The sequence below is a fragment of the Pseudomonas sp. G2-4 genome (assembly GCF_030064125.1).
GTDB lineage: Bacteria > Pseudomonadota > Gammaproteobacteria > Pseudomonadales > Pseudomonadaceae > Aquipseudomonas.
The window spans coordinates 3,549,207-3,574,559 of sequence record NZ_CP125957.1; the positions used below are offsets into that span (position 1 = coordinate 3,549,207).

A 25,353-nucleotide genomic window follows, 5' to 3' on the forward strand; every position below is an offset into this window, starting at 1 on the left:
CGGCCAAAAGCGGGACTGCCTGCCGACCAAACAAAGGCGAACCTGCATAAGGGGATTTATCTGTGGCGAGGGGATTTATCCCCTCGCCACAAGGTCCTGCTTCGCTCCTGCTTATTCATCCGCCTTTAGCTGCCCATCCCAACCACCGCCCAGCGCCGCTATCAACTGCACGCTGGCAATCAATCGGCTCTGTTGCAAGCTCAGCATGCTGCGTTCGTTGCTCAGGGCGGTGGCCTGGACCGTGACCACATCGAGGTAAGCAATCAACCCGGCCTTGTACTGATTCTGGGTCAGGCGCAGGGACTCACGAGCGGCATCGAGAGCTTCCTGGCGCACGCGGGCTTCGTCTTCCAGCACCTTGAGCTGGATCATGTAGTTTTCCACCTCGCGAAAACCGTCGAGCACGGTCTGGCGATAGGTGGCGACGGTCTGGTCGTAGGCGGCGACAGAGCGGTCGACTTCCGCCGAACGCTGGCCGCCATCGAACAGCGTCATCGCCAGTTGCGGCCCCACCGACCAGAAGCGGTTCGGCACGCTGACCCAATTATCGTAGGTACTGCTGCTGTAGCCGCCGCTCAGGCTCAGGGTCAAGTCCGGGTAATAAGCGGCCTTGGCCACACCGATGTTGGCATTGGCGGCCATCACCGAGCGTTCCGCCGAGGCGATGTCCGGCCGGCGTTCGAGCAGTTGCGACGGCAGCGCCACCGGGATCTGCGGCAGCGACGGGATGTCCTGGGTTTCAGCCAGGTTGAACTCGGCCGGCGGCAGGCCCATCAGCACGGCGATAGCGTTTTCGAACTGGGCCCGCTGCCAGATCAGGTCGATCAGGTCGCCCTGGGTGGTCTTGAGCTGGTTTTGGGCCTGGGCCACCGCATCCTTGCCGGACACACCCGCGCGGTACTGGTTTTCGGTCATCTTCAGCGAACGCTGATAGTTGTCCACGGTGGTCTGCAACAGGCGCTTCTGTTCATCGATCACCCGTAATTGCAGGTAGTTCTGCACCAGCTCCGATTGCTGGCTCAGGCGCATCGCGGCCAGGTCGGCGAAACTCGCTTGCGCGCTGGCCTCATCGGCTTCCAGGGTTCGACGCAGCTTGCCCCAGACGTCCGCCTCCCAACTGACACCCGCCTGGGCACTGTAGGTGTCGCGAATGCCGCTGGAGGAACTGCTCAGGCTCGAACTGCTGCTGCCGGTGCCCTGGCTGGAGCGGTTCTTGCCGACGGTCAGGTCCACCGTTGGGAAGAAGGCGCCCCGGGCACTGCGCACCAGCGCCCGGGCCTGACGGTACTGGGCTTCGGCCTGGGCCACGGTCTGGTTGGAGGTGTTGAGCTGGTCGACCAGGCCATTGAGCTGCGCATCACCGTACAGTTCCCACCAGGCACCACGGGCCAAGGCGTCACTGGGGTTGGCCTGGCGCCAGCCCTGGGCCTCCTTGTACTGCACCGGTGCGGCGGCTGGCGGGCGCTGATAGTCCGGGCCGATGGCGCAGGCGCTAAGCAGCGCCACGCACAACGCCAGGCTCAGCGCCCGCGAACCACGAGCGGTGATCAGCGCAGAGGCAAGGTTGGAAAGCGAACGATCGGTCATAGCGGAGTTTCCAGGGCAGCATCAGTGCGCACGCCGCGCCAGCGGTTGAAGCGATGGCGCAGGTTGTCAAGATAAAGGTAAACCACCGGGGTGGTGTAAAGGGTCAGGACCTGGCTGAACACCAGCCCGCCGATGATGGTCAGGCCCAGCGGCTGGCGCATTTCCGAACCTTCGGCGGCGCCCAGCAATAGCGGCAAGGCGCCAAGGATCGCCGCCACGGTCGTCATCAGGATCGGCCGCAGTCGCAGCAGGCAGGCGCTGCGGATCGATTCCAACGGCGTTTGGCCGCCACGCTCCAGTTGTAGCGCCAGGTCGATCATCAGGATCGCGTTTTTCTTCACCACGCCAATCAACAGGAACAACCCCAACAGGGAAATCAGGCTGAACTCACCGCCCAGCGCGTAGATCGACAGCAACGCACCGACCCCGGCCGACGGCAAGGTGGACAGGATGGTCAGCGGATGAATGTAGCTTTCGTACAGCACACCGAGCACCAGGTACACCGCCAGCAATGCCCCGAGGATCATGAACGGCTGGCTCTTCTGGGTGGCGGCGAACGCATCGGCGGTACCGGCCATTTTGGCGATGACATCCTCGGGCAAGCCGAGCTTGGCGATGGCCCGTTCGATGGCGGCGGTGCCCTGCTCCACCGTCACGCCTTCGGTCATGTCGAAGGAGATGCCCTCGGAAGCGAACTGGCCCTCATGGCTGACCCGGTCGTCCTCCAGGCTGTTTTCATAATGGGCAATGGCCGACAGCGGCACCCGCGCCCCGTCGGCGGTAATCACCTGGACCTGTTCGAGGGTCTTGGGGTCCTGGGCATACTTGGGGTTGACCTCCATCACCACCTGATATTGGTTGAGGCTATCGTAGATGGTGGAAATCTGCCGCTGACTGTAGGCGTTGTTCAGCACGGCGGTGACCATATCCATGTCGATGCCCAGGCGCTTGGCCTGGTCGCGGTCCACCACCAGCGTCACCTGCTGGGCGCCGCCACCGTCACGGGCGTCGATGGCGGTCAGTTCCGGCAAGGCACGGAAGGCGGCCACCACCTTGGGATACCACGTGCGCAGGGAGGCCAGGTCGCCGCTCTGGAGGATGTAGGAATATTGCGAAGTGGTCTGCTCGCGGCCACCGCCAAACTGCAGGTCCTGATCGGCCATGAGCATCAGTTGGCCACCGGGGACCTTGGGCATTTCCTTGCGCAGGCGTTCAATGACTTTCTGCGCGGAAATCCCGCGCTCCTTGATCGGTTTGAGGCGCACCAGCATGAAGGCGTTGTTGGTGCCGTTGTTGCCACCGATGAAGCCGGCGACGCTCTCCACCGCCTCATCCTTGAGCACGGCGCGGCGGAAGATTTCCATCTTCGGTTGCATCACGTTGAACGACAGCCCATCGTCGCCGCGCACGAAACCGATCAGTTGGCCGGTGTCCTGCTGCGGCATGAAGGTTTTCGGCACCACCACGTACAACGCGACGTTCACCCCGATGGTCACCAACAGGCTCAGCAAGGTCAGGCGCCGATGGCGCAGCACCCAATCCAGGCTGGTGGCATAACCACGAACCATCCGCTCGTTGAGATCCTGGCTCCAGCGCTGCAAGCGGTTCTCCTGCCCAGGCACGTGGGGCTTGAGCCAACGGGCGCAGAGCATTGGCGTGAGGGTCAGCGAGACCACCAGCGAGACCACGATGGACGCCGCCAGGGTGATGGAAAATTCCCGGAACAGGCTCTCGATGATCCCGCCCATGAACAGGATCGACAGGAACACCGCCACCAGCGAGACGTTCATCGACAGCAACGTAAAGCCCACCTCTTCGGCGCCCAGGTAAGCCGCCTTCATCGGCGGTACGCCTTCGTCGATGTGCCGGGAGATGTTCTCCAGCACCACGATGGCATCATCCACCACCAAACCGGTGGCGAGGATCAGCGCCATCAACGAGAGGTTATTCAGGGAAAAGCCGTAGAGGTACATCACCGCGAAGGTGCCCACCAGCGACACCGGCACCGCCAGGGTCGGGATCAGCGAAGCGCGGAAGTTGCCGAGGAACAGGAACACCACCAGCACCACCAGGGCCACGGCAATCAGCAGGGTCATTTCCGCTTCGTGCAAGGTGGCCTTGATCACTGGCGAGCGATCCATGGCCAGGTTCAGCTTGACGCTGGCCGGCAGTACAGCCTGCAACGCTGGCAACTGGGCCTTGATCTCGTTGACCGTCTCGATGATATTGGCCCCGGCCTGGCGGTTGATCACCAGCAACACGGCCGCATCGTTATTGAAGAAGCCGCTGTTGTAGCGGTCCTCGACGCTGTCGGTGACCTTCGCCACGTCCTTGAGCCGCAGCACCGAGCCGTCCTGGTAACGGATGATGAGGGTTTCGTAATCCTTGGCTTTCTCCAGCTGGTCGTTGGCCTGGACCTGCCACATGCGCTGGTCGTCTTCCACCGAACCCTTGGGCCGGCGTACGTTGCTGTCAGCAATGGCGGTGCGCACATCGTCCAGTGCCACGCCGTATTGGTTGAGCAATTGCGGTTCCAGCTCGATGCGTACCGCTGGCAGGGAACTGCCGCCGATCTGCACCTCGCCGACACCCGAGACCTGGGACAGGCTCTGGGACAGGATGGTGGAAGCCAGGTCGTAAAGCTGGCCTTTTTCCAACACATCCGAGGTCAGCGACAGCACCATGATCGGCGCCTGGGACGGGTTGACCTTCTTGTAGGTGGGCATGCTGCGCATGCCGCTGGGCAAAAGGTTGCGCGAGGCATTGATGGCGGCCTGCACTTCCCGGGCAGCGCCGTTGATATCACGGTCCAGGTCAAACTGCAGGATGACGCGGGTAGAACCCTGGCTGGAGCGACTGCTCATGGTGTTGACCCCGGCGATGGCGCCGAAGGAGCGTTCCAGCGGGGTCGCCACCGTCGAAGCCATCACCTCGGGGCTGGCCCCTGGCAAGTTGGCCTGGACCACGATCACCGGGAAATCCATCTGCGGCAGCGGTGAAACCGGCAGCAGGCCGAAGCACACGCCGCCGAGCAGCATGATGGCGAAGCTCAGGAGCATGGTTGCTACGGGGCGGCGGATGAAGGGGCCGGAGAGGTTCATCAGCAACCGCTCCAGACTTCAGACCAAAGGCCGAGAGAAGTCGCCGGGCTTTTGTGACGAGGGAGCTTGCTCCCGCTTGAGTGCGCAGCGCTCACAAAAGGGGCTGCTGCGCAGCCCAGCGGGAGCAAGCTCCCTCGCCACAGGAAGCCCGTTCTGCCCAGGTTGTCGGGCGTTGCTGTCATACCCCCACCTCTTTCCCATCAGGCTTGGCAAAGCGGCGTCCCAAGCGATCGAAGTACAGGTAGATCACCGGCGTGGTGAACAACGTCAGCACCTGGCTCACCAACAGCCCACCCACCATCACCAGGCCCAGGGGCTGGCGCAGTTCGGCGCCGGAACCGGTGGCGAGCATCAGTGGCACGGCTCCGAACAAGGCTGCCAGGGTGGTCATCAGGATCGGCCGGAAGCGCAGCAGCGCGGCCTGGTAGATCGCCGTCTGCGGGTCCAGGCCCTGGTTGCGTTCGGCGTCGAGGGCGAAGTCGATCATCATGATCGCGTTCTTCTTGACGATGCCGATCAGCAGGATGATGCCGATGATCGCGATCATGCCCAAGTCATTGCCGCTGAGGATCAATGCCAGCAAGGCGCCGATGGCCGCCGAAGGTAATGTGGAGAGAATGGTGATCGGGTGGATATAGCTCTCATACAAAACGCCCAGGACGATGTACATGGTCACCACCGCCGCCAGGACCAGCAGCAAGGTACTCGACAGCGACGCCTGGAACGCCTGGGCTGCGCCCTGGAACTCGGTCTGCACGCCCACCGGCATGCCGATGTCCTGCTGGACCTTTTCAATCGCCTCCACTGCATGGCCGAGGGCCACGCCCGGCGCGAGGTTGAACGACATCATCACCGCCGGAAACTGACCGATGTGAGCGATCGCCAGTTGGGCCTGACGCTCTTCGACACGGGCCAGGCTCGACAGCCGGACCTGACCGCCGTCGGTGGTCTTGACGTGAATCTGGTCCAGCGCCTGCGGCCCGATCCGCTCCCCGGCCTGGGCCTGCAATACCACGCGATACTGGCTGGCCTGGGTGTAGATGGTGGAAATCTGTCGCTGGCCAAAAGCGTCATACAGCGCATCGGTGATGTTCGAGACGGATACGCCCAGGCGCGAGGCGGCATCGCGGTCGATCACCAGGTAGACCTGCAGGCCCTTGTCCTGCAAATCGCTGGCGACGTCAGTCAGTTCCGGCTGGTGGCTCAGGGCTTCGACAAGGCGCCCGCTCCAGAGGCTGAGCAACTCGGCGTCCGGCGAGGACAGGCTGAATTGGTACTGCGTTCGGCTGACGCGGTCTTCAATGGTCAGGTCCTGCACCGGCTGCATGAACAGACGGATGCCCACCAGGCGATCCAACTGTGGCTGCAAACGGGTAATGATCTCGGTGGCACTGTCATCCCGTTCGCTGTGGGGCTTGAGGTTGATCAGCAGCCGCCCGCTGTTGAGCGTGGCGTTGTCGCCATCGACGCCGATGTAGGACGATAGGCTCTCCACCGCCGGGTCAGCGAGGATCACCTTGGCCAGTTGCTGCTGGCGCTCGCTCATGGCCGCAAAGGAAATCGATTGCGGCGCCTCGGAAATGCCTTGGATCACTCCGGTGTCCTGCACCGGAAAAAAGCCCTTGGGCACGGCCAGGTACAACACCACCGTCAGTACCAGGCTGCCCACGGCCACCAGTAGGGTCAGCGGCTGATGCTTGAGCACCCACTGCAACTTGCGCCCGTAGGCGGCGATGAGCCAGTCGATCCAGGCCCCGCTGGCGCGGTAGAAACGGCCCTGCTCTGCTTCCTTGGGCTCACGCTTGAGCAATCGGGCGCACATCATCGGCGTCAGCGTCAGGGACACCACCAGGGAAATCAGGATCGCCACCGCCAGGGTGATGGCGAACTCGCGGAACAGCCGCCCCACCACGTCCGCCATGAACAGCAGCGGGATCAACACCGCAATCAGCGACAGCGTCAGGGAAATCAGCGTGAAGCCGATCTGCTTCGCGCCCTTGAGCGCGGCCTGCAACGGGCTGTCGCCCTCCTCGATATAACGGGCGATGTTCTCCAGCATGACAATGGCATCGTCCACCACGAAACCGGTAGCGATAGTCAGGGCCATCAGGGTCAGGTTGTTGATGGAAAACCCGGCCAGGTACATGACGCCGAACGTGCCGATCAGCGACAGCGGCACGGCCACCGAGGGAATGATGGTGGCGCTGACACGGCGCAGGAACAGGAACGTCACCATGACCACCAGGACGATGGCGATCAGCAATTCATGTTGCACGTCGGTGACCGAAGCGCGGATGGTCTGGGTACGATCAGTCAGCACCGTGACGTCCAGGCCGGCCGGCAGGTTGTCGGTGATGCTCGGCAGCAGGGCCTTGATCCGGTCCACCACCTCGATGACGTTGGCCCCGGGCTGGCGCTGGATGTTCAGCAGCACGGCCTGGTTTTCATTGGCCCAGGCGGCAAGGCGTTCGTTTTCGGCGCCGTCGACGATCTGCGCGACGTCCTTGAGGCGCAACGGCGCGCCGTTGGCGTAGGCCAGGATCAGTTCGGCGTAGTCTTTGGGCGAGGTCAACTGGTCATTGGCGTCGAGCATCGAGACCCGGGTCGGGCCGTCGAAGTTGCCCTTGGGCTGGTTGACGTTGGAGGCGCCGACCAGCGTGCGCACATCCGCCAGGTTCAAGCCGTTGGCCGCCAGGGCCTCGGGGTTGACCTTGATCCGCACGGCCTGGCGCTGGCCACCGGCGATGGTGACCATGCCGACGCCGCTGATCTGGGCGATTTTCTGCGCCATGCGGGTGTCCACCAAGTCGTTGAGCTTGGGCAGCAGCATGGTCTTGGAAGTGATCGCCAGGGTCAGCACCGGGGTGTCGGCCGGGTTGACCTTGTTGTACACCGGCGGTGCCGGCAGGTCATTGGGCAGCAGATTGGTGGCCGCGTTGATCGCCGCCTGTACCTGCTGCTCGGCAACATCCATGTTGATGTCGAGATTGAAGCGCAGGGTAATCACCGATGCGCCACCAGAACTGGTGGACGCCATCTGCGTCAGGCCTGGCATCTGCCCGAACTGCCGTTCCAGCGGGGCGGTCACCGCGCTGGTCATGACATCGGGGCTGGCGCCCGGGTACAGGGTCATCACGCGGATGGTCGGGTAATCGACCTGGGGCAATGCCGATACCGGCAACAACCGATAGGCGATCAGGCCGGCCAGGACGATGGCCAGCATGCTCAGGGTGGTGGCGACCGGGCGAAGGATGAACAGCCGCGAGAAATTCATGCGCCGCCCTTTTTCGCCTTGTCGGCCGCAGCCGGTTCAGTCGGGGTCGCCGCGGTTTTGCCTTGCAGGTGCTCGGTCGGTGTGGTGGGCACGTCCTGGCTGTCGTTGACCACTTCCACTTCGCTGCCCTCCTTCAAGCGATCAGTGCCTTCAAGCACGACTCGATCACCCGCCGCCAGGCCTTCGGTGACCACGGTGTTTTCACCGTCGTTGGCACCGATCTTCAACTTCCTGATGGTGACTTTCTTATCCCCTTCCAGCGCATAGACGAAGGTGCCGTTGGTGCCGAACTGAATGGCCGCCGTCGGCGCCAGGACCACGCCCTTGAGGGTGTCGGCCAGTAGATGGACATTGACGAACTGGTTGGGGAACAGCGACTGGTCGCGGTTATCGTAGCGGGCCTTGAATTTCAGGGTGCCGGTGGTGATGTCGATCTGGTTGTCCAGGCTCTGCAGCACACCGCTGGCCTGGAGTTTCACATCGCCACGGTCCCAGGCTTCGACCGGCAGTTTCGCCCCGCTGCGGTAGCGAGCGAGCACAGTGTCGAGGTTGTTTTCCGGCAGGGTGAACACGACGCTGATGGGTTGGGTCTGGGTGATGACTGCCAGGGCTGCAGTGTCATTGGCCGCCACCAGATTGCCAACGTCCAGTTGCCGCAGGCCTACCCGCCCGGAAATCGGTGCACGGATCTTGGTGAATTCGAGGTTGAGCTTGGCGTCGTTGACCGCCGCCTGGTTGGTCTTCACCGTGCCCTGGTACTGGCCCACCAGCGCAGCCGCAGTGTCGAGCGTCTGCTTGGCAATGCTGTCCTCGGCATACAAGCCGCGATAGCGCTCAAGGTCCACCTGGGCATTCTTCAGTTGGGCCTGGTTCTGCAACAGCGTGCCTTCGGCCTGGAGCAAAGCGTTCTGGTACGGACGTGGATCGATCTCGGCCAGCAGGTCCCCGGCCTTGACCATCTGCCCTTCTTCAAAAGCGATCTTGATCAGTTCACCGCCCACGCGGCTGCGCACGTTGATGGTATTAAGGGCCGTGACCGTGCCAAGCGCCTTGTAATACAGCGGGAAATCCCCGGTGACCGCTGGCGCCACCCGAACCGGAATCGCCCCCGCTGCGCCGCCAAACCCAGGCCGCATGCCGCCCGAGCGCCCCATGTGGCCAGCCGCGGCTTTATGCTCTGCTCCGGACTTGTCCGGGCCTGCGGGCCAGAACTTCCAGGCCAGTAGCGCGACGACCAATACGATGAGCAGACCGAACAGCCAGCGACGGGAATGACGGGAAACAGAGGATTGCATGGAGTGATCAACCATTGGGCGCGTGGGCTTCTTTTACAGGAGGCTGAACGATAAGCACTGGCGGGTATTTAGCAAAGCGCCTTTACCGGCAATTTACCTTGGGCTTACGCATCGCAGAGTCGGCTAAAGCCTTGAAGCACAAATAAAAACGGCCTGGAAGGGGCCAGGCCGTTAACAATTGTAATAAATGCGTTACTTCAGGACGGCGAGCGCAGCGTCGTAGTTCGGCTCTTCCGCGATTTCCTTGACCAGCTCGCTGTGCAGCACAGTGTCGTTTTCATCCAGCACCACCACGGCACGTGCCGTCAGGCCTGCCAGCGGACCATCGGCGATGGCAACGCCGTAGTTTTCGATGAACTCACGACCGCGCAGGGTCGACAGGTTCTGGACGTTTTCCAGGCCTTCGGCACCGCAGAAACGCGCCTGTGCGAATGGCAGGTCGGCGGAGATGCACAGCACCACAGTGTTGTTCAGTTCGTTGGCCTGGGCGTTGAACTTGCGCACGGAGGTGGCGCAGGTCGGGGTATCGACGCTTGGGAAGATGTTCAGCACTTTGCGCTTGCCGGCGAGGCTCGCCAGGGTAACGTCGGACAGATTGCCGGCCACCAGGGAAAAGGCTGGCGCCTTGGAACCGGCTTGTGGCAATTGGCCGTTGACTTGAACCGGATTGCCTTTGAGCGTGACTGTAGCCATGAACGGATTCCTTCTGACAGGTTTGAAAATGGTCGAGGGCGGAGTTAACCATGAAATCGCCGAACGACCTATGGTCGGACATAAAAAGTCATGGCTTGGGTGCCGCCTGTAGGCGCAGCCGAAGGCCTCCTACAGGTATCACCGGGCCTACCTGGCCTTGAGCTGTAGAAACGACTGGTGCAAATCCGACGCCCAGCCATCGATCACGCCTTTGACATCATCGGGTTTCATCACCTGGGACTCATTGGACAACGGCTTGCCCGTGCCCTTGCGCACCACCTGTGCGACCACTTGATTGCTGGCACCGTCGAGAAATACCGCTTCGGTGCCCAGGGTGGTCTCCTGGTCGCGAATGCCGCTGGCGGTGCTGACGGCAGCCGCCACCAGCGCAATCGGCACTACTTCATAAGGCTTCAGGCCTTCAGTTTTGCTGCTGACCGCGGTAATGGCGGCGCGCATCACCAATACGCCTGGCCCGGGGCTGGTTGCCAAGGGCAAGGACTTTCCCGCTTCTCGCTGGAGTGCCTGGTCGTAATAACCCGTGATGCCGGCCAAGGTGGCCTGGGGGATCTTCACGGTCGGCTGCGGTTTGGGATAGAGCTGTGTCGGCTCGATATAAAGGCTGGTGTACTTGCCAAGATCAATTTGCGGATCGACCCAGCGCATCACCTCGGCACCCGACGGTGATTTCTCTTCCTTGAGCCGGGTGTAATCCCCCAGGAAACCGGAGTATTCATCCGGCTGGGTGACCTTGCTGGAGCAACCCGCCAAGGCGAGCGAGACAATGCATACGGAGCCTATCATTGACGCGAACTTCATGCTGTCACTCCTGTAAGCCACACGAGATGGAGGCGCGAATTACAGGTATAGCCAATGGACAGGTTTTTGCCTGTGCTGGACAGAAGAAGTCATCAGCCTCGTTCGCGCGGTATCAGGCTCTGCAACTGCTGCGCGAGAAAGTCGGCGTCAAAGGCAAAAGTGTCCGGGTCCTTCAATCCGTTGGTGCGCCGCCATTGCCACTGCAACGAAGGTGGCTGGCAAACCAGCGAGATGCTGCCGTAGCGGGTGGCGGTCAACCCCATGATCGACAAGGATATCTGGCCACCGGCTCCCATCACATCCGGCACGAACTCCACCGGTTTGCCGGTAATGGACACCGTCAGTTTTTCAGTCTTGAAACTGGACGTTTCTGCCGGAACACTCGGCCCATGAGCCACATACGCCTCCCGCTTCACCTCCAGGAGGTTCGGCGCAATGACGGGCGCCAGCCATTGTTCGATTTGCCCGTACAACGCCTCGATCTGTTTTGCCCACACCGCCGCCTGGGCCTGGTGCTGCTGTTTCTTGTGCGCCTCGCTGTCGGCGTAGTGACGAAGCATCTCGCCCAATTGCTGTACATCGTCCATGCGCTGTTCCTCGATTAAGGCCGTACTGCAAAGCTGGATGATGACAGGTTAAAGACGCCGACGTATGCAAAAGCCACTTTGCCCGGGCGACGGGTTCTTCAGCGCAGCCGTGCCATGGCCAGGGTGTCCACCCAGCGCCCGTCACGTACGGCATAGTCGCGCATCAGGCCTTCGGTTTCGAAGCCGAACTTTCGATACAGTCCGATGGCGGCTTCGTTGTCGGCGTAGACCGTCAACTCGACCCGCCGCAGGTTCATCCAGTTGTCCGCCACGTCCAGCGCAGCGGCCAACAGCATCGAACCCACGCCTTTGCCCTGCCAGGCCTGCGCCACCCCCATGCCCAGACTTGCGCAATGGGCGCGACGGACACGGGTGTACTGTTCCAGCCCCAGATTGCCGATCACTTCGCCCCCGTGCAGGGCAACCAGTTTCACCTGGCGTTCGTCATCTGTTGCCAGGCGCTTGCGCCAGACCTCAGTGGATTGGAAAGGCATCTGCAATACCTGGCGGGTGACCACTGGGTCGTTGTAGAGCGCGGTGACACCGGCGATGTGGGCTTCAGTAAAGCGTGCGAGGGTTATCGTGGATTCAGGCATGCGGCTCCTCCCTGGAGCGTGACAAGGCCAAGCACTATAACCTGCGCGCCCCCACGTGGCATAAGCTCATACGACCTGACAGCCGGCGTTTCTCTTGCGGGACCGCGTACAGGTGAACCGCTACTTGAGCCCCAACCGCCGCGCCAGCTTATGCAGGTTGCTCGGGTCAACCTCCAACAACCGCGCCGCCCCCGCCCAGTTCTGCCCGCAGCGTTCCAGGGCCTTGAGGATCGCCTGCCGCTGGCAACCATCGACCGCTTCGCTCAAGGGCTGGGACGGTGTATCGAGCGCTTCCGGAGGCGCCTCGAGCAGCGCGTGCGTCATGGAGGTGTTGGCATTGACATCCAGATCCAGCACCTGCGGTTCCAGGGTCATGATCAGGCTGCGACTGGCGCCCCGGCTGAGTTGTTTCAGCGCAGCACGACTGATCACGTGCTCCAGTTCCCGCACATTACCCGGCCAGCTGTACGCCAGCAGCGCCTGTTCGGCCGCCGGTGACAGGCGCAACCCGCGCAAGCCCAGGCGTGTGCGGTTCAGTTCGAGGAAGTGCCCGGCCAGCATCAACACATCGTGGCCGCGCTCGCGCAACGGAGGGATCGGCACCGGGTAGACCGAAAGCCGGTGGTACAAATCGGCGCGAAACAGGCCATCGCGAATGCTGTCGGGCAGATGCCGGTTGGTGGCGGCGATGATCCGCACATCGACGTGCAACGGCTTGTCCGCCCCCAGGCGCTGAATCTCACCGTTTTGCAGGGTGCGCAGCAGCTTGGCCTGCACACTCAGCGGCAACTCGCCGACCTCGTCGAGAAACAGCGTGCCGCCATTGGCCGCGTCGAAACGCCCGGCGCGGTCGGTCGTCGCCCCGGAAAACGCGCCTTTGACGTGACCGAACAACTCGCTTTCGGCCAGGGACTCCGGCAACGCCGCGCAATTGACCTGGACCAACGGCTTGTGGCCGCGCCGGGACAAGCGATGCAGACGCCGGGCGAACAACTCCTTGCCCACCCCGGTTTCGCCCAGCAACAGCACCGGCAGTTCGGAGTCGGCCAGTACATCGAGCTCGTTGAGCAGCTGTTGCAGCCCCTCGCTGCGCCCGAGGATTTCGCCCTCTTCGGCCGGCAGCCGCAGGTCCGCCGGGTCACTGCGCGAGGCCCGCAGGCTACGGTTCTCCTGCTCGAGTCGAGTCACCCGCACCGCCGCCTCGATCTGCAAGGTGCAGCGCTTGAGCTCCTCTCGGGCGCGGCTGTCGAACGTACCGGCGTGCAACGCATCCAGGGTGATCGCGCCCCATAGCCGGCCTTCCACATACAGGCTCACGCCCATGCAGTCGTGCACCGGTAGCGGCTCGCCGACGTGGTCGTCGAGCAAGCCGTCATAAGGATCCGGCAGGCGACTGTCGGGCTCGAACCAGGTGGGTTCGCGCGAAGCCATGATCGCCGCCAGGCGTGGGTGCTGGGCAATCACGAATCGACGGCCCAATGCCTCGTGGACCAGGCCTACGGTCGCCACGGGCCTGAGGCTGTCATCGTCCAGGCGCAACAACCCCACGGCGCCGCTGTTGAAGTATTCGCGCAGGGTCTGCACCAGACGCTGCAATCGCACCGCATTGGGCAGCTCGACGATCAGGTCGGCGGCCAGGCTTTCACGCAGCATGGTAATGAAGACCCTCCAGGGTTCGTTTGACCCTTGGCAACCAGGGTGACAATCACCCAGGTAAAAAATTATTGGTTTATTTTCAACCAGTTAAATCTGGCACGCCGGCTGCAAAGTCCGGGTCATCTGTCCCTCCCGGGATTCAACCCAAGGAAACATGATGAGCCTAGAACTGCTGGAACAAAGCCTCGGCCAACTGGCCTGCGACATTCCCGGTGCCACCCGTACCTTCCATCATTACAACCTCGACTTCTGTTGCGGCGGGCAAAAATCCTTGCGCGAAGCGGCCCTGGGCAAAGGCCTGAACCCACTGCTGATCGCCGATGCCCTGCGCACTTTGCAAGCCGCCGGCGAACTGGGCCATGACTGGCGCGACGAGCCCCAGGCGCTGTTGATCGCGCACATCCTGGAACGCTACCACGCCCGCCATCGCGAACAACTGCCAGAGCTGATCCGCCTGGCCCGTCGCGTCGAACAGGTCCATGGCGCGCGGGCCAGTTGCCCAAACGGCCTGACCGATCACTTGCAGGACATGTATCAGGAACTCGAAGGCCACATGCTCAAGGAAGAACAGGTGCTGTTCCCGATGCTGCAACAGGGCCTGGGCGAACGGGCCTTGGCGCCGATCCAGGTGCTGCGCTACGAACACGAGCAACACGGTGAAGCCCTGGAAACCATGCTCGCCCTGACCGACCAGATCACCCCGCCCGCCGACGCCTGCAACACTTGGCGCGCCCTGTATCGCGGGCTGGTGGAATTTCGTGACGACCTGATGCAGCACATTCATCTGGAAAACAATGTGCTGTTCGTCAATGCGATGAAGCCCACTGCTCGCTGATCCTCAAACATTGCATTACCCCCTGTGGGAGCGAGCTTGCTCGCGATGACGGTGGCTCAGACAACTCAATACTGACTGATCCGACGCCATCGCGAGCAAGCTCGCTCCCACAGGGATTGCCATGGAGCGTTCCATCTAAAACTGCCAATAAAACATCGCCTTGGCCAACATCACGATCAACACCATGTGCCCAAGGATACTGCGGCGCAACCAGCAGGCCCGAGCCGGGGTCAACCGGCCGCTCTTGAGCCAGTACGCCAGCCACAAGTAGTGCCCGATGATGCTCAGGGCCAACAGGATCTTCAGGCTCAGCAGCAGCCCGAAGCTGTTGCTCAACGGTTGGCTCAATGCGCCGCGATGTTGCCAGGCCAGGGCGATGCCGGCGCCGTATAGCAACAGCACCACACCGTGCAGCACCTGCCGCGAGCGCTTGGCGATTGCCTGGTCAGCGGCGTCCCGGATGCCTTGGGCCAGGGGCCGGCGGGCGGCATGCCAGATGAAAACCTCGAAAAACAACGTGCCAATAAAAGCGATGGCAGCCAACAAGTGCGTGACCAGCAAGACCCCATACATCATCGTCCCCCTCCGCCCCATCGACTCATCCCGGATGCCCATCCACCCGGGCCTTCAACAGCATCGGGCCATAGCGCCAGGCATAAAGGCCGAACGCCAACGTCCAGCACAGCCCCGCCAGCCACAATGCGCCCAACGGGAACACCAGCACCAACAGCACACGGCTCACACACGCCAGATTCAGCAGGACGAAGGCCAGGGTCATGCCCGCCGGCGGCTCGAGGGGACGTCCGGTATGGCCCAGGCTGACGCGGGCAATCATCGCCAGGATCAACCCGGCCATGGCGCCGATGGTCAGGCCATGCACCGCGAGGCTCGGATTCACCGGCACGCCGAAGTGCCACAGCGCCATACCCAGGCACGCCACCGCCAGCCAGCCGTAGGCGAGATGCAGCGACCACAGCAGCGGCACCCGCCACAAGTCCCGATCATGCCAACGCACCAGTCGAATCCCGTGCCCCACCGCCAACGCGGCGAACAACAGGCCGACCCAGGCACTGGCCGACAGCGCCGGACCAAAGGCATAGAGCAGCGCCACCAGCGCCGACCCCGCCAGCAACAGGCGATCGAGCCACGGCCAGGGAGCGACGCCCTCTACCCGGCCCAAGCCGCGCTGGGTGAAGAATGGAATGACTCGCCCGCCGATCAACCCCATCATCGCCGCCACCAGCCACAAGCCGGTGAGCACGCTTTGGCGTTGCAAGCCCTCGTTGTGCTGCACCAGGCCGTACATCGACAGCGCATCGGCGGCGGCCAACAGCAGCAGGACCAACACAATGGGATAATTGCGCTTCTGCCGCACGCGCCACAACGTCACGCCCATCAATGCCGCGACCGCCAGGGCGAAACCCAGCTCCAGCACGGTCAGCAATGGCCAGGGCGCATCGACCAACCAGGCCAACCGCGCGCCCAACCACAATGACGCCAGCGCCGCCAAGCGCTTGCCGCTGATACCCGGGGTACCCGTCCAGGTCTGCACCGCCGTCAGCAGGAACCCGGCGATTATTGCCAGGCCGAAGCCGAACAACAGTTCATGGCGATGCCAGCCCAACCAACCGCCGGCCGGCTGCCAGGCCGACAACCGCCCGGTGAACGCCAGGAGCCAAAGGGGAACGGCCACCAGCGCCAACCCACAGCCCGCCAAGAACAACGGCCGAAACGCCAGGCGCCACAGCGGCAAAATGGCCATGGCCTTGCGACGGTCAAGCACTTGCATACACCACTCCTCTGCCTCACCGGGGATCTGGCCCGCTAGCGAGGTACGACAAATCAGGGTTCGGATGATCGGCTATCGATGCTGGCAGGCCTTGTCTCAGATCAAGCCCACTACCTGCCCGGACAGATACTTGCAAGGGGCCTGCCGAAACTGCTCCGCGCCGAGTGCAGTTCTCCAAAAAAGCCCATTCCCCCCTGTGGGAGCGAGCTTGCTCGCGATGACGGTGGGTCAGACAACTCAATACTGACTGATCCGACGCCATCGCGAGCAAGCTCGCTCCCACAGGCATCAGGGTATTTATCACCCTGACAGGGTCATTCGAACCCTAATGCGCCAGGGTTATTTATACCCTAACTCCCGGCAACCCTCGAAATACAAGGACGGCCGGCATGGCCCGTCTCTTGCTCAAGCAGGGCATAGACTTAAGCCCGAGGTAACCCATGAAAAACGTCGCTCTGCCACTGACCTGGTTCATAGTGCTCTCTTGCGTCGTGGCGCTGGCCAGCAGCCTGTCCCTCAGCCTCGTCTGAAGCCGATTACCTTCTTGCCACAAGGATTCATGCCATGGTGCTCCACCGTGTCCATCACCAGATTCTGCGCAGCCATCACCTGTTCGAGCCATTGAACGACGAACAACTCGACGAATTGATGAGTACCAGTCAACTGCTGAACATTGACAAGGGGAACCCGCTGTTCCGCCAGGGAGAACCGGCGCAGGCGTTTTATTTCGTGATCTCCGGGGCGGTGAAAATCTACCGCCTGACCCCGGACGGCCAGGAAAAAGTCTTCGAGGTGATCGGCGAGCGCCAGACCTTCGCCGAAGCCATGATGCTGATGGACACCCCCAACTACGTGGCCTCCGCCGAAGCCGTCGGCCCGACCCAGGTGTACCGGCTGTCCAATGCCACCTACATGCGCCTGTTGCACAGCAACAGCCAGTTGACCTTTGCCCTGCTCGGCAAGCTCTGCGTGCGTCTGCACCAGCGGGTCAACGAGATTGAAACCCTGTCGCTGAAAAATGCCACCCACCGCGTGGTGCGCTACCTGCTGACGCAACTGGTGCGCCTGCAAACCGTGGACAGCCAGTTCGAACTGCCGATGGCCAAGCAATTGATCGCCGGGCACCTGTCCATCCAGCCGGAAACCTTTTCGCGGATCATCCGACGCCTGATCGATGAAAAAATCATTACTCAGGATGGTCGCCAGATCGCCATTCTCGATCGCCTGCGTCTGGAACAGTTCGAATGACTGCACAGCCCATCTGCCTTTATTGCCAACACGCCAACCCTGCAAGCGAAACCGAATGCCGTCAGTGCGGCATGCCCCTGCCAGCCGAGGCCGCACAGGCCGGCGAGCGCCGGCTGCGGCGCTTCACCTGGTTCTGCGTCGGGCTGACGATCTTCTGCATCGTCATGTTTTTCTGGCTGCCTCGCAGCATCGCCTGAACCCTCAGTCCTGAGTCAGTTGTCGGTACAACTGCGGTAGACGCAGCGGCAGTTGCTCGGGCTGGCGAATCAAGGTGTAGCCATTGGCTCCGAACATGTACGGCAGGTAATCCCCCGCTTCCCGATCGATGGTGATACAGAACGGTGTCAACCCTTGGCGCCGAGCCTCCAGCACCGCCTGGCGGGTGTCCTCCACGCCGTAGCGCCCTTCGTAAAGGTCCAGGTCATTGGGCTTGCCATCGCTGAGCAGCAACAACAATTTGCGCCGCCGCTTGCAGCCAGCCAACCGTTGCGTGGCCTGGCGGATCGCCGCGCCCATGCGCGTGTAGTAACCGGGCTTGAGTCCCTGGATGCGGCCCCGGGTGTAGTCGTCGTAGCGTTGGTCGAAAGCCTTGAGTTCATGCATCCGCACCTGCTGGCGCCGCAGCGAGGAAAACCCGTACAAGGCGAAATCGTCCCCCAGCACCGAGAGGGTTTCACCGAACAGCAACAGGCTGTCGCGGATCACATCGATCACCCGATGCTCGTCGTTGAGGTGGGCGTCGGTGGACATCGACAGATCGGCCAGCAGCAGGCACGCCAGGTCGCGGCGGGTCTGGCGTTGCTCCATGAACAGACCGCGTTCGCTGCACTGGCCGTGCTGGCGTTCGACGTGGAAATCCAGCCAGGCTTGCAGGTCCAGTTCCGAACCCTGGGTTTGATGGCGCAGCCACTGTCGATCGTTGCGCAGGTGCTCGAACTGGCGACGCAAGCGCTGGGCCGAACTGCGCAGGCGTGCCGGCAGTGGCTGGGGCTGGCAATCGCGAGGGGTGAAGGTCTGCAGGCTGACGAAATCGTCTAGAAGCCGTTGTTTGCGGTAGTCCCATTCGGGCAACCGCATGCCCTCGCCCAGGGGAATGTCATCAACATCGGCCGGCGGCAGGTCAAGGTGCAGCTTCAGGCCGCCGCCCTTGCGCAAGCGAGTGCGTGACAGGGTCAATTGGTCCAGGTCGTCGGCGACGCGGGCGGCGTCGGGATCTTCGCTGTCGTCCGCCCAACGATCCAGGTCCACGTGTTCGGTCCAGCTGAACAGATTCTCCAGGCGCACGATCAACAATCCACCGTCACGGTTGCTGTCATCGATGCGCTCGGCGCGTTTGCGACCGCCCTGTTGCTCACCCGGCGGCGTCGCCAGGTATTGCTCGGACTCTTCAAGGTTGGCCGCCTGGGGATTGGCCAGATGCTGGGGTGGGTATAGCCACAACGGCAACGGCCAGGCCGCCCGCTCACTGCGGGGAAACTGCTCGACGCTGCCTGGCGCGCGCAGGGCTTGGCACAGCGCGCGTTCGAGGGCGCCTTCGGCGGGGTTGAGCGTGGCCGGGTCGGGGCGCAGGGACAGATGCGCGTCCACCAGTCGCCGGTAGCGAGGACGCAGCGCCGGGTAGCGCTCCAGCACCGCTTGGGTCCAGCGCTGATTGTCCCGCCCCCAATGCTTCATCGGTCCCGATTGCGCGGCCAGCAACGCGAGCCAGCGATACAACTCTTCGTTCAGACCGACATCGGGGAACGCCGCCAGGCTCGCCGGCAGACGCAGGTTATCGCCATCGCAACAGGCCAGGGGCACTTGCTTGCAGGTGCCGGCGATCTGCTGCAACAGGTTGCGACGCAGCAACAGCTCACGATCGCTGACCGCCTCCACACCCAACTGGCGAGAACCTCCCGTGGCGTGAAACAGCACTTGAAGGGAACGTTGCCGAGCGATCAGCTCCACCCGTGCTTCGGGAAAATCCACACTGGCGCGGCGGGTGATGAAACGGTGCCAGACACTGCCGACCCACTCTTCCAGCTCTAGGGTGAATGCCATGCTTATCTCCTCTTAAGCCGTTGCACTGAAGGGACTGGCTCACACCGCTTTTGTGGCGAGGGAGCTTGCTCCCGCTTGGGTGCGCAGCGCCCACAAAAAAGGGGGTCTGCTGCGCAGCCCAGCGGGAGCAAGCTCCCTCGCCACAGGTTTAGTGGTTGTGATCACTCACGAAGCCACCACCGCCGCCGGTGCCCGCAGGGCGGCACGGCCACGTTGACGGAAGCTGAACAGGTAGCAGAGCAACCCGGCCAGGAACCCGACACCAGCGACCAGGCGCGCCCAGAACAGCGGCTTCAAGTGATCCATCGTCGCCATGAAGGGCAAGGCACTGCCGTCCACTGCCCAACGTTGCAACCACACCTGGACGACACCGGCCGCCGTGAGGAACAAGGTGATCATCACCATCGACAGGGTCATCAGCCAGAAGCCCCAGATCTCCAGCCGCTGGGAACGTTCGTCCGCTGCTTCACCCAATCCACGCAAACGTGGCATGGCGTAGCTGATCAGCGTCATCACGATCATTGCGTAGGCCCCGTAGAAGGCCAGGTGACCGTGGGCCGCCGTCAGTTGCGAACCGTGGGTGTAGAAGTTGACCGGCGCCAGGGTATGCAGGAAACCCCAGACACCCGCACCGAAGAACGCGGTAACCGTGGTGCCCTTGGCCCACAATGTGGCGGCGCGGTTGGGGTGTTGCCGGCGACGGTTCTTGACCATGCTGAAGGCGAAAATCACCATCGCCAGGAACGGCAGCGGCTCCAGCGCCGAGAAGATCGAACCGACCCACAACCACACCTCGGGGGCGCCGATCCAAAAGAAGTGGTGGCCAGTGCCGATGATCCCGGTGATCAGCGCCATGGCGATGATCACGTAAAGCCACTTCTCGACAACTTCCCGGTCCACGCCGGTGACCTTGATCAGGACAAAGGCGAGCATCGAACCCATGATCAGTTCCCAGACGCCTTCCACCCAAAGATGCACCACCCACCACCAGTAGTACTTATCGCGAACGAGGTTTTCCGGGTTGTAGAAGGAGAACAGGAAGAACACCGCCAGGCCGATCAGCCCAGTCATCATCACCATGCTGACGGTGGTCTTGCGCCCCTTGAGCATCGTCATGCCGATGTTGTAGAGGAACCCCAGGCACACCACCACGATGCCCATCTTGGTGATGGTCGGTTGCTCGAGGAACTCACGGCCCATGGTGGGCAGCAAGTCGTTGCCGGTGACTTTTGCCAGCGTGGCATAGGGTACCGAGAGGTAGCCCAGGATCGTCGCCACACCCGCGGCGGCGAACACCCAGAACAGCACGAGCGCCAGTTTCGGGCTGTGCAGTTCGCGGTCGGCCTCCTCGGGGATCAGGTAATACGCCGCGCCCATGAAGCCGAACAACAGCCACACGATCAGCAGGTTGGTGTGGACCATGCGGGCCACGTTGAAGGGGATCAGCGGGAACAGGAAGTCGCCGACCACGTACTGCAAGCCCATGATCAAACCGAACAACACCTGTCCCAAAAACAGTATCAGGGCAAACACGAAGTAGGGTTTGGCAACGGCCTGCGAGGCGAATTTCAGATGCGGATTAGCCATGCTCATCTCTCAGCCCTCCTTGTTTGGCGGCCAGCCATTGGTGTTGATTTTCGAACTCCACTTGAGGAACTCGGCGATGTCGTCGACTTCCTGCTCGCTCAAGTTGAACTGCGGCATGGCCCGACGACCGGGAACCCCCAGGGGCTGCATTTTCATCCAGGCGTGAAGGAACGGTGTGAAGGCTTCCTCGCCGCCACGCCGGTTGACCACATTGCCCAGCTCCGGCGCAAAATACGCGCCCTCGCCCAGCAGGGTATGGCAGCCGATGCAGTTGTTGCGCTCCCAGACGCCCTTGCCGCGAATCACCGATTCGGTCAATTGCGCCTGGTTGCTGCGTTCTGGAAAGGTCTGTTCCGTGTGATAGGTCAGGGCCAGGAATATCAGGAAGAAGAAGATGCTTCCCCCGAAGTAAATATTCCTGGCCATGCCTTTGGTGAAGGTATCTGACATGGTCACTTCCTCATTGCTTGGCGTGTTCATTCTAGGAAGCAAGGGCTCGAAAACCGCTTGATGGCGATCAAGAATCTCCGATGGTTTTGGTGGGTTGTTCCAGCAGCACCGATCCACCGTGGCGAGGGAGCTTGCTCCCGCTGGGTCGCGAAGCGGCCCCAAAACCTGCTGGCAGGGTGTGTCAGGTATAAGAAGGTTGTTGTCGCGGGAGGGGCTGCTGCGCAGCCCAGCGGGAGCAAGCTCCCTCGCCACGGGTTATGTGCTTGACAGGAGTGCCGAGGCAATCAGTACCGCCAACAGCACCGCCCAGCTCAATATCAACCACCGCCACAAACGCGGCGCATGGCGCAGTTCCATGAAGCCATCGGCAATCACCCAGGCCTTGGCAACCGCCACCATCAATATGGCCACCGAGATCAGCCCGGTGCCAGCGGCCTGGCCCAGCGCCACGGTGCCCACACTGAGCATGGCCAACGCCGTCCAGCAGACGATCAGGACACGGGAAACCGACATGCGCACCTCATCTCAATCGAGGATGTAGACCAAGGGAAACAAGAGCACCCAGATCAGATCCACCATGTGCCAATACAGCACGCCGGATTCCAACCCACTGCACCGCTGCGAATCATAGCGACGGTGCCGGCAGCCCTCGGCCAGCCAGCCGAGGATCACCATGCCCAGCAACACGTGCAGGAAATGAAACGCCGTGAGGATCCAATACAGGGTGAAGAAGGTGTTGTGCTCCATGCCCAGGCCGTTCGCCAACAGATGGGCGTACTCAGTGAGTTTGATCCCCACATAGCCCGAAGCGAGCAACAACGCCACGCACAAGAACAGCGCGCCTCGGCGCGGCCGGTCTTGCCTGACCTGCTCTTGGGCCAGGGCAGCGAACAACCCGGCAGTCAGCAGGCTGAGGGTCATCGCCAGCCCGGTGGAGCGATCCAACAGGTGCCGGCCTTCGCTGAACATCTGCGGATGCAAGGCCTGGGCGACGGCGAAGGCCAGGAGCAGCAGCGCAAACACCGTCAGTTCGGCAAGGATGAAAAACCACATCGCCAAGTCTCCCGGCAAGCGCCGGGACGTGGTCGCGGTTTCAGCCGAAGTGGACATCGACCACATCCATCAAGGCCGCCACCGTCTGGGGGTCATCGCTCAATGGCTCGGCAAGGCAGGCCAGGCACGCTTGGCGTGGGTTCATGCCGGAGCCGATCATGCGCGCCGCGAAAATCAGCAGGCGCGTAGAGGCCACCTCCTCCAGATCATGCTGATCGAGGCGACGCAGCGCCTGCCCCAGCCGTACCACCTGGGCCGCCAGGGCCATATCCACGCCAGCCTCGCGGGCCACGATGCGTTCCTCATCGGCCACCGCCGGATAACCGAATCGCATCGCCACGAAACGCTGGCGGGTGCTGGGTTTCATGCCTTTGAGCAGGTTCTGGTAACCCGGGTTGTAAGACACCACCAGCATGAAGGACGGCGGCGCCTGGAGCACCTCGCCCGTGCGCTCCAGGTACAACTGCCGCCGGTCATCGGCCAGCGGATGCAACACCACCGCCGTGTCCTGGCGCGCCTCGACCACCTCGTCCAGGTAACAGATGCCGCCCTCGCGCACGGCCCGGGTCAGGGGCCCGTCCTGCCACCAGGTGCCCTGGGCACCGATCAGGTGACGCCCGACCAGATCCGCCGCGCTCAAATCATCGTGGCACGCCACGGTGTACAGCGGCAGCTTCAAGCGGTGGGCCATGTGCTGGACGAAACGGGTCTTGCCGCAACCCGTGGGGCCTTTGATCAGCACCGGCATGCCGTGATGCCAGGCCTGTTCGAACAGCGCCTGTTCGTTGTCCTGGGGTTGATAAAAGGGTTCGTCGGGGTGCTGCAGGGTATGGAGAGTGTTCATGACAGGGCCTGATCAGAGAACGCGATTGCAGGCCACGCTACGGGCCCCTGCGACAACCTGGCAAGGGCTGCGGCGGGCAAACTTGATCGCCGTCAAGCGGGTAACCACCGGCCTGGGCATAGCCTTGCACCGCACCAAGAACCTGCGCGCCGAACGTCAATTAGCGCAGCGCGGGTCACGCCTGAGGAGAAATGGAATGCTGATCAGCCACAAAAAATCGTGGGCCCTGAGGGTCACGGCGCTCTGTACAGCGTTGGCCGCCCCCCACGCCTTCGCCGACTCCACTGCCGCACCGGACCAGCCTCGCCTGGTCAAGACCGAAGGCGCACCGGACCTGAGCCAGACCGACTTCGACTCGGCCAAGGAAATCTACTTCCAGCGCTGCGCCGGCTGCCATGGCGTGCTGCGCAAGGGCGCCACCGGCAAACCGCTGACACCCGACATCACCCAGGCCCGCGGCCAGCCTTACCTGGAGGCCCTGATCACCTACGGCTCGGCCGCCGGCATGCCGAACTGGGGGACCTCCAATGCCCTGACCAAAGACCAGATCACGGTGATGGCCAAGTTCATCCAGCACACCCCACCCACGCCGCCGGAGTGGGGCATGGCCGAAACCCTCAAGACCTGGAAAGTCCTGGTCAAGCCTGAAGACCGGCCGAGCAAGCAACTCAACTCACTCAACCTGCAGAACCTGTTTTCGGTGACCCTGCGCGACGACGGCAAGATCGCCTTGATCGACGGCGACACCAAGAAGATCGTCAAGCTGATCGACACCGGTTACGCGGTGCACATCTCGCGCATTTCGGCGTCGGGGCGCTACCTGCTGGTGATCGGCCGCGATGCCAAGATCGACATGATCGACCTGTGGCCGAAGGAGCCGACCAAAGTCGCCGAAATCAAGGTGGGCATCGAAGCCCGCTCGGTGGAAACCTCCAAATTCAAGGGCTACGAAGACAAGTACACCATCGCCGGTTCGTACTGGCCGCCGCAGTTCACCATCATGGACGGCGAGACCCTGGAGCCCAAGCAGATCGTCTCGACCCGTGGCATGACCGTCGACACCCAGCAATACCACCCGGAACCTCGGGTTGCGGCCATCATCGCGTCCCACGAATGGCCGGAGTTCATCGTCAACGTCAAGGAAACCGGCAAGGTGATGCTGGTCAACTACCAGGACATCAAGAACCTCACCATCACCAGCATCGACGCCGCACCGTTCCTGCACGACGGCGGTTGGGACAGCAGCCATCGCTACTTCATGACGGCGGCCAACAACTCCAACAAAGTCGCGGTGATCGACTCCAAGGAACGCAAGCTCACCGCCCTCGTGGACGTGGGCAAGACGCCCCACCCAGGGCGCGGCGCCAACTTCAACCATCCGCTCTACGGACCGGTCTGGGCCACCAGCCACCTGGGTGATGCCGGGGTTTCGCTGATCGGCACCGACCCGGTCAAACACCCGCAATACGCCTGGAAGCAGGTCGGCTCGCTCCAGGGCCAGGGTGGCGGTTCGCTGTTCATCAAGACCCACCCCGCGTCCAGCCACCTCTATGTCGACACCACCCTCAGCCCCGACACCAAGCTCAGCCAGTCAGTGGCGGTATTCGACATCAACAAGCTCGACGCCGGCTACACCGTGCTGCCGATTGCCGAGTACGCCGGCCTCAAGAAAGGCGCGATGCGCGTGGTGCAACCGGAATACAACAAGGCTGGCGATGAAGTCTGGTTCTCGGTCTGGAGTGGCCAGGAAGACGAGTCGGCGCTGGTGGTGATCGACGACAAGACCCTCAAGCTCAAGAGCGTGATCAAGGACAAACGCCTGATTACCCCCACCGGGAAGTTCAACGTCTACAACACCCAACACGACATCTATTGAGCCCCATCAATAAGAGGAAAAAC

The 25,353-nt window shown here is 62.4% G+C and carries 21 protein-coding genes; 4 read left to right on the forward strand and 17 right to left on the reverse strand.

Annotated features, from left to right (window positions below; translation table 11 throughout):
• Window positions 1-111: 111 nt before the first annotated feature.
• The 9 genes from QNH97_RS15425 to norR all read right to left on the reverse strand — a co-directional run bounded on the left by QNH97_RS15425 (window position 112) and on the right by norR (window position 13,605).
• Window positions 112-1,587 carry an efflux transporter outer membrane subunit gene (locus QNH97_RS15425; protein WP_283552775.1) on the reverse strand — a complete coding sequence of 492 codons (1,476 nt, stop codon included), beginning with the start codon at window positions 1,585-1,587 and terminating at the stop codon, window positions 112-114.
• Complete coding sequence (locus QNH97_RS15430) at window positions 1,584-4,688, reverse strand: efflux RND transporter permease subunit (RefSeq protein WP_283552776.1); 3,105 nt, start codon at window positions 4,686-4,688, stop codon at window positions 1,584-1,586. The genes QNH97_RS15425 and QNH97_RS15430 overlap by 4 nt, the downstream gene beginning before the upstream one ends.
• A 178-nt stretch (window positions 4,689-4,866) precedes the next feature.
• Complete coding sequence (locus QNH97_RS15435; RefSeq protein WP_283552777.1) at window positions 4,867-7,962, reverse strand: MdtB/MuxB family multidrug efflux RND transporter permease subunit; 3,096 nt, start codon at window positions 7,960-7,962, stop codon at window positions 4,867-4,869.
• Entirely contained in the window at window positions 7,959-9,272 is a 1,314-nt protein-coding gene (locus QNH97_RS15440; protein WP_283552778.1) for an MdtA/MuxA family multidrug efflux RND transporter periplasmic adaptor subunit, read from the reverse strand. The genes QNH97_RS15435 and QNH97_RS15440 overlap by 4 nt, the downstream gene beginning before the upstream one ends.
• 177 nt (window positions 9,273-9,449) lie before the next feature.
• On the reverse strand, window positions 9,450-9,950 hold the full coding sequence (tpx, locus tag QNH97_RS15445; RefSeq protein ID WP_025213808.1) for a thiol peroxidase: 501 nt from the start codon (window positions 9,948-9,950) through the stop codon (window positions 9,450-9,452).
• Window positions 9,951-10,097: 147 nt separating this feature from the next.
• Window positions 10,098-10,769, reverse strand: a complete 672-nt coding sequence (locus QNH97_RS15450; RefSeq protein ID WP_283552779.1) for a DUF3313 domain-containing protein — start codon at window positions 10,767-10,769, stop codon at window positions 10,098-10,100.
• A 92-nt stretch (window positions 10,770-10,861) separates the two neighbouring features.
• Window positions 10,862-11,356: a hypothetical protein gene (locus QNH97_RS15455; protein WP_283552780.1), complete on the reverse strand. Its 495-nt coding sequence runs from the start codon at window positions 11,354-11,356 to the stop codon at window positions 10,862-10,864.
• A gap of 98 nt (window positions 11,357-11,454) precedes the next feature.
• The gene (locus tag QNH97_RS15460; RefSeq protein ID WP_283552781.1) at window positions 11,455-11,952 is read right to left on the reverse strand and encodes a GNAT family N-acetyltransferase; all 498 of its coding nucleotides are present in this window, start codon (window positions 11,950-11,952) and stop codon (window positions 11,455-11,457) included.
• A 120-nt stretch (window positions 11,953-12,072) separates the two neighbouring features.
• Window positions 12,073-13,605, reverse strand: a complete 1,533-nt coding sequence (norR, locus tag QNH97_RS15465) for a nitric oxide reductase transcriptional regulator NorR (RefSeq protein WP_283552782.1) — start codon at window positions 13,603-13,605, stop codon at window positions 12,073-12,075.
• Between the two features lie 160 nt (window positions 13,606-13,765).
• Here norR and ytfE point away from each other — a divergent pair, with 160 nt between their 5' ends.
• Window positions 13,766-14,443, forward strand: coding sequence for an iron-sulfur cluster repair protein YtfE (ytfE, locus tag QNH97_RS15470; RefSeq protein WP_283552783.1), 678 nt, complete (start codon window positions 13,766-13,768; stop codon window positions 14,441-14,443).
• Window positions 14,444-14,578: 135 nt separating this feature from the next.
• Here ytfE and QNH97_RS15475 read toward each other — a convergent pair whose 3' ends face one another.
• Complete coding sequence (locus QNH97_RS15475; RefSeq protein ID WP_283552784.1) at window positions 14,579-15,019, reverse strand: hypothetical protein; 441 nt, start codon at window positions 15,017-15,019, stop codon at window positions 14,579-14,581.
• Window positions 15,020-15,041: 22 nt separating this feature from the next.
• Window positions 15,042-16,232, reverse strand: coding sequence for an NnrS family protein (locus tag QNH97_RS15480; RefSeq protein ID WP_283552785.1), 1,191 nt, complete (start codon window positions 16,230-16,232; stop codon window positions 15,042-15,044).
• A gap of 564 nt (window positions 16,233-16,796) precedes the next feature.
• Between QNH97_RS15480 and QNH97_RS15485 the strand changes: the two genes are divergently transcribed.
• Together QNH97_RS15485 and QNH97_RS15490 are read left to right on the forward strand one after the other, a co-directional pair.
• Window positions 16,797-17,480, forward strand: a complete 684-nt coding sequence (locus QNH97_RS15485) for a Crp/Fnr family transcriptional regulator (protein ID WP_283552786.1) — start codon at window positions 16,797-16,799, stop codon at window positions 17,478-17,480.
• On the forward strand, window positions 17,477-17,677 hold the full coding sequence (locus tag QNH97_RS15490; RefSeq protein WP_283552787.1) for a protein DnrP: 201 nt from the start codon (window positions 17,477-17,479) through the stop codon (window positions 17,675-17,677). The genes QNH97_RS15485 and QNH97_RS15490 overlap by 4 nt, the downstream gene beginning before the upstream one ends.
• 4 nt (window positions 17,678-17,681) lie before the next feature.
• Here the strand turns inward: QNH97_RS15490 and QNH97_RS15495 are convergent, their stop codons facing one another.
• From QNH97_RS15495 to QNH97_RS15520, 6 genes are all read right to left on the reverse strand, one after another.
• Window positions 17,682-19,520, reverse strand: coding sequence for a nitric oxide reductase activation protein NorD (locus QNH97_RS15495; protein WP_283552788.1), 1,839 nt, complete (start codon window positions 19,518-19,520; stop codon window positions 17,682-17,684).
• Window positions 19,521-19,685: 165 nt separating this feature from the next.
• Entirely contained in the window at window positions 19,686-21,113 is a 1,428-nt protein-coding gene (locus tag QNH97_RS15500) for a cbb3-type cytochrome c oxidase subunit I (protein ID WP_283552789.1), read from the reverse strand.
• A 3-nt stretch (window positions 21,114-21,116) separates the two neighbouring features.
• Window positions 21,117-21,557 (reverse strand): c-type cytochrome, encoded by a 441-nt coding sequence (locus QNH97_RS15505; protein ID WP_283552790.1) that lies wholly within the window; start codon window positions 21,555-21,557, stop codon window positions 21,117-21,119.
• Window positions 21,558-21,812: 255 nt separating this feature from the next.
• The gene (locus QNH97_RS15510; RefSeq protein WP_283552791.1) at window positions 21,813-22,070 is read right to left on the reverse strand and encodes a cytochrome C oxidase subunit IV family protein; all 258 of its coding nucleotides are present in this window, start codon (window positions 22,068-22,070) and stop codon (window positions 21,813-21,815) included.
• 12 nt (window positions 22,071-22,082) lie between these two features.
• The gene (locus tag QNH97_RS15515) at window positions 22,083-22,667 is read right to left on the reverse strand and encodes a cytochrome c oxidase subunit 3 family protein (RefSeq protein WP_283552792.1); all 585 of its coding nucleotides are present in this window, start codon (window positions 22,665-22,667) and stop codon (window positions 22,083-22,085) included.
• On the reverse strand, window positions 22,651-23,454 hold the full coding sequence (locus tag QNH97_RS15520; RefSeq protein WP_283552793.1) for a CbbQ/NirQ/NorQ/GpvN family protein: 804 nt from the start codon (window positions 23,452-23,454) through the stop codon (window positions 22,651-22,653). Before QNH97_RS15520 ends, QNH97_RS15515 begins: the two co-directional genes overlap by 17 nt.
• Window positions 23,455-23,650: 196 nt before the next feature.
• Between QNH97_RS15520 and QNH97_RS15525 the strand changes: the two genes are divergently transcribed.
• Entirely contained in the window at window positions 23,651-25,330 is a 1,680-nt protein-coding gene (locus tag QNH97_RS15525) for a cytochrome D1 domain-containing protein (protein WP_283552794.1), read from the forward strand.
• Window positions 25,331-25,353: the final 23 nt, after the last annotated feature.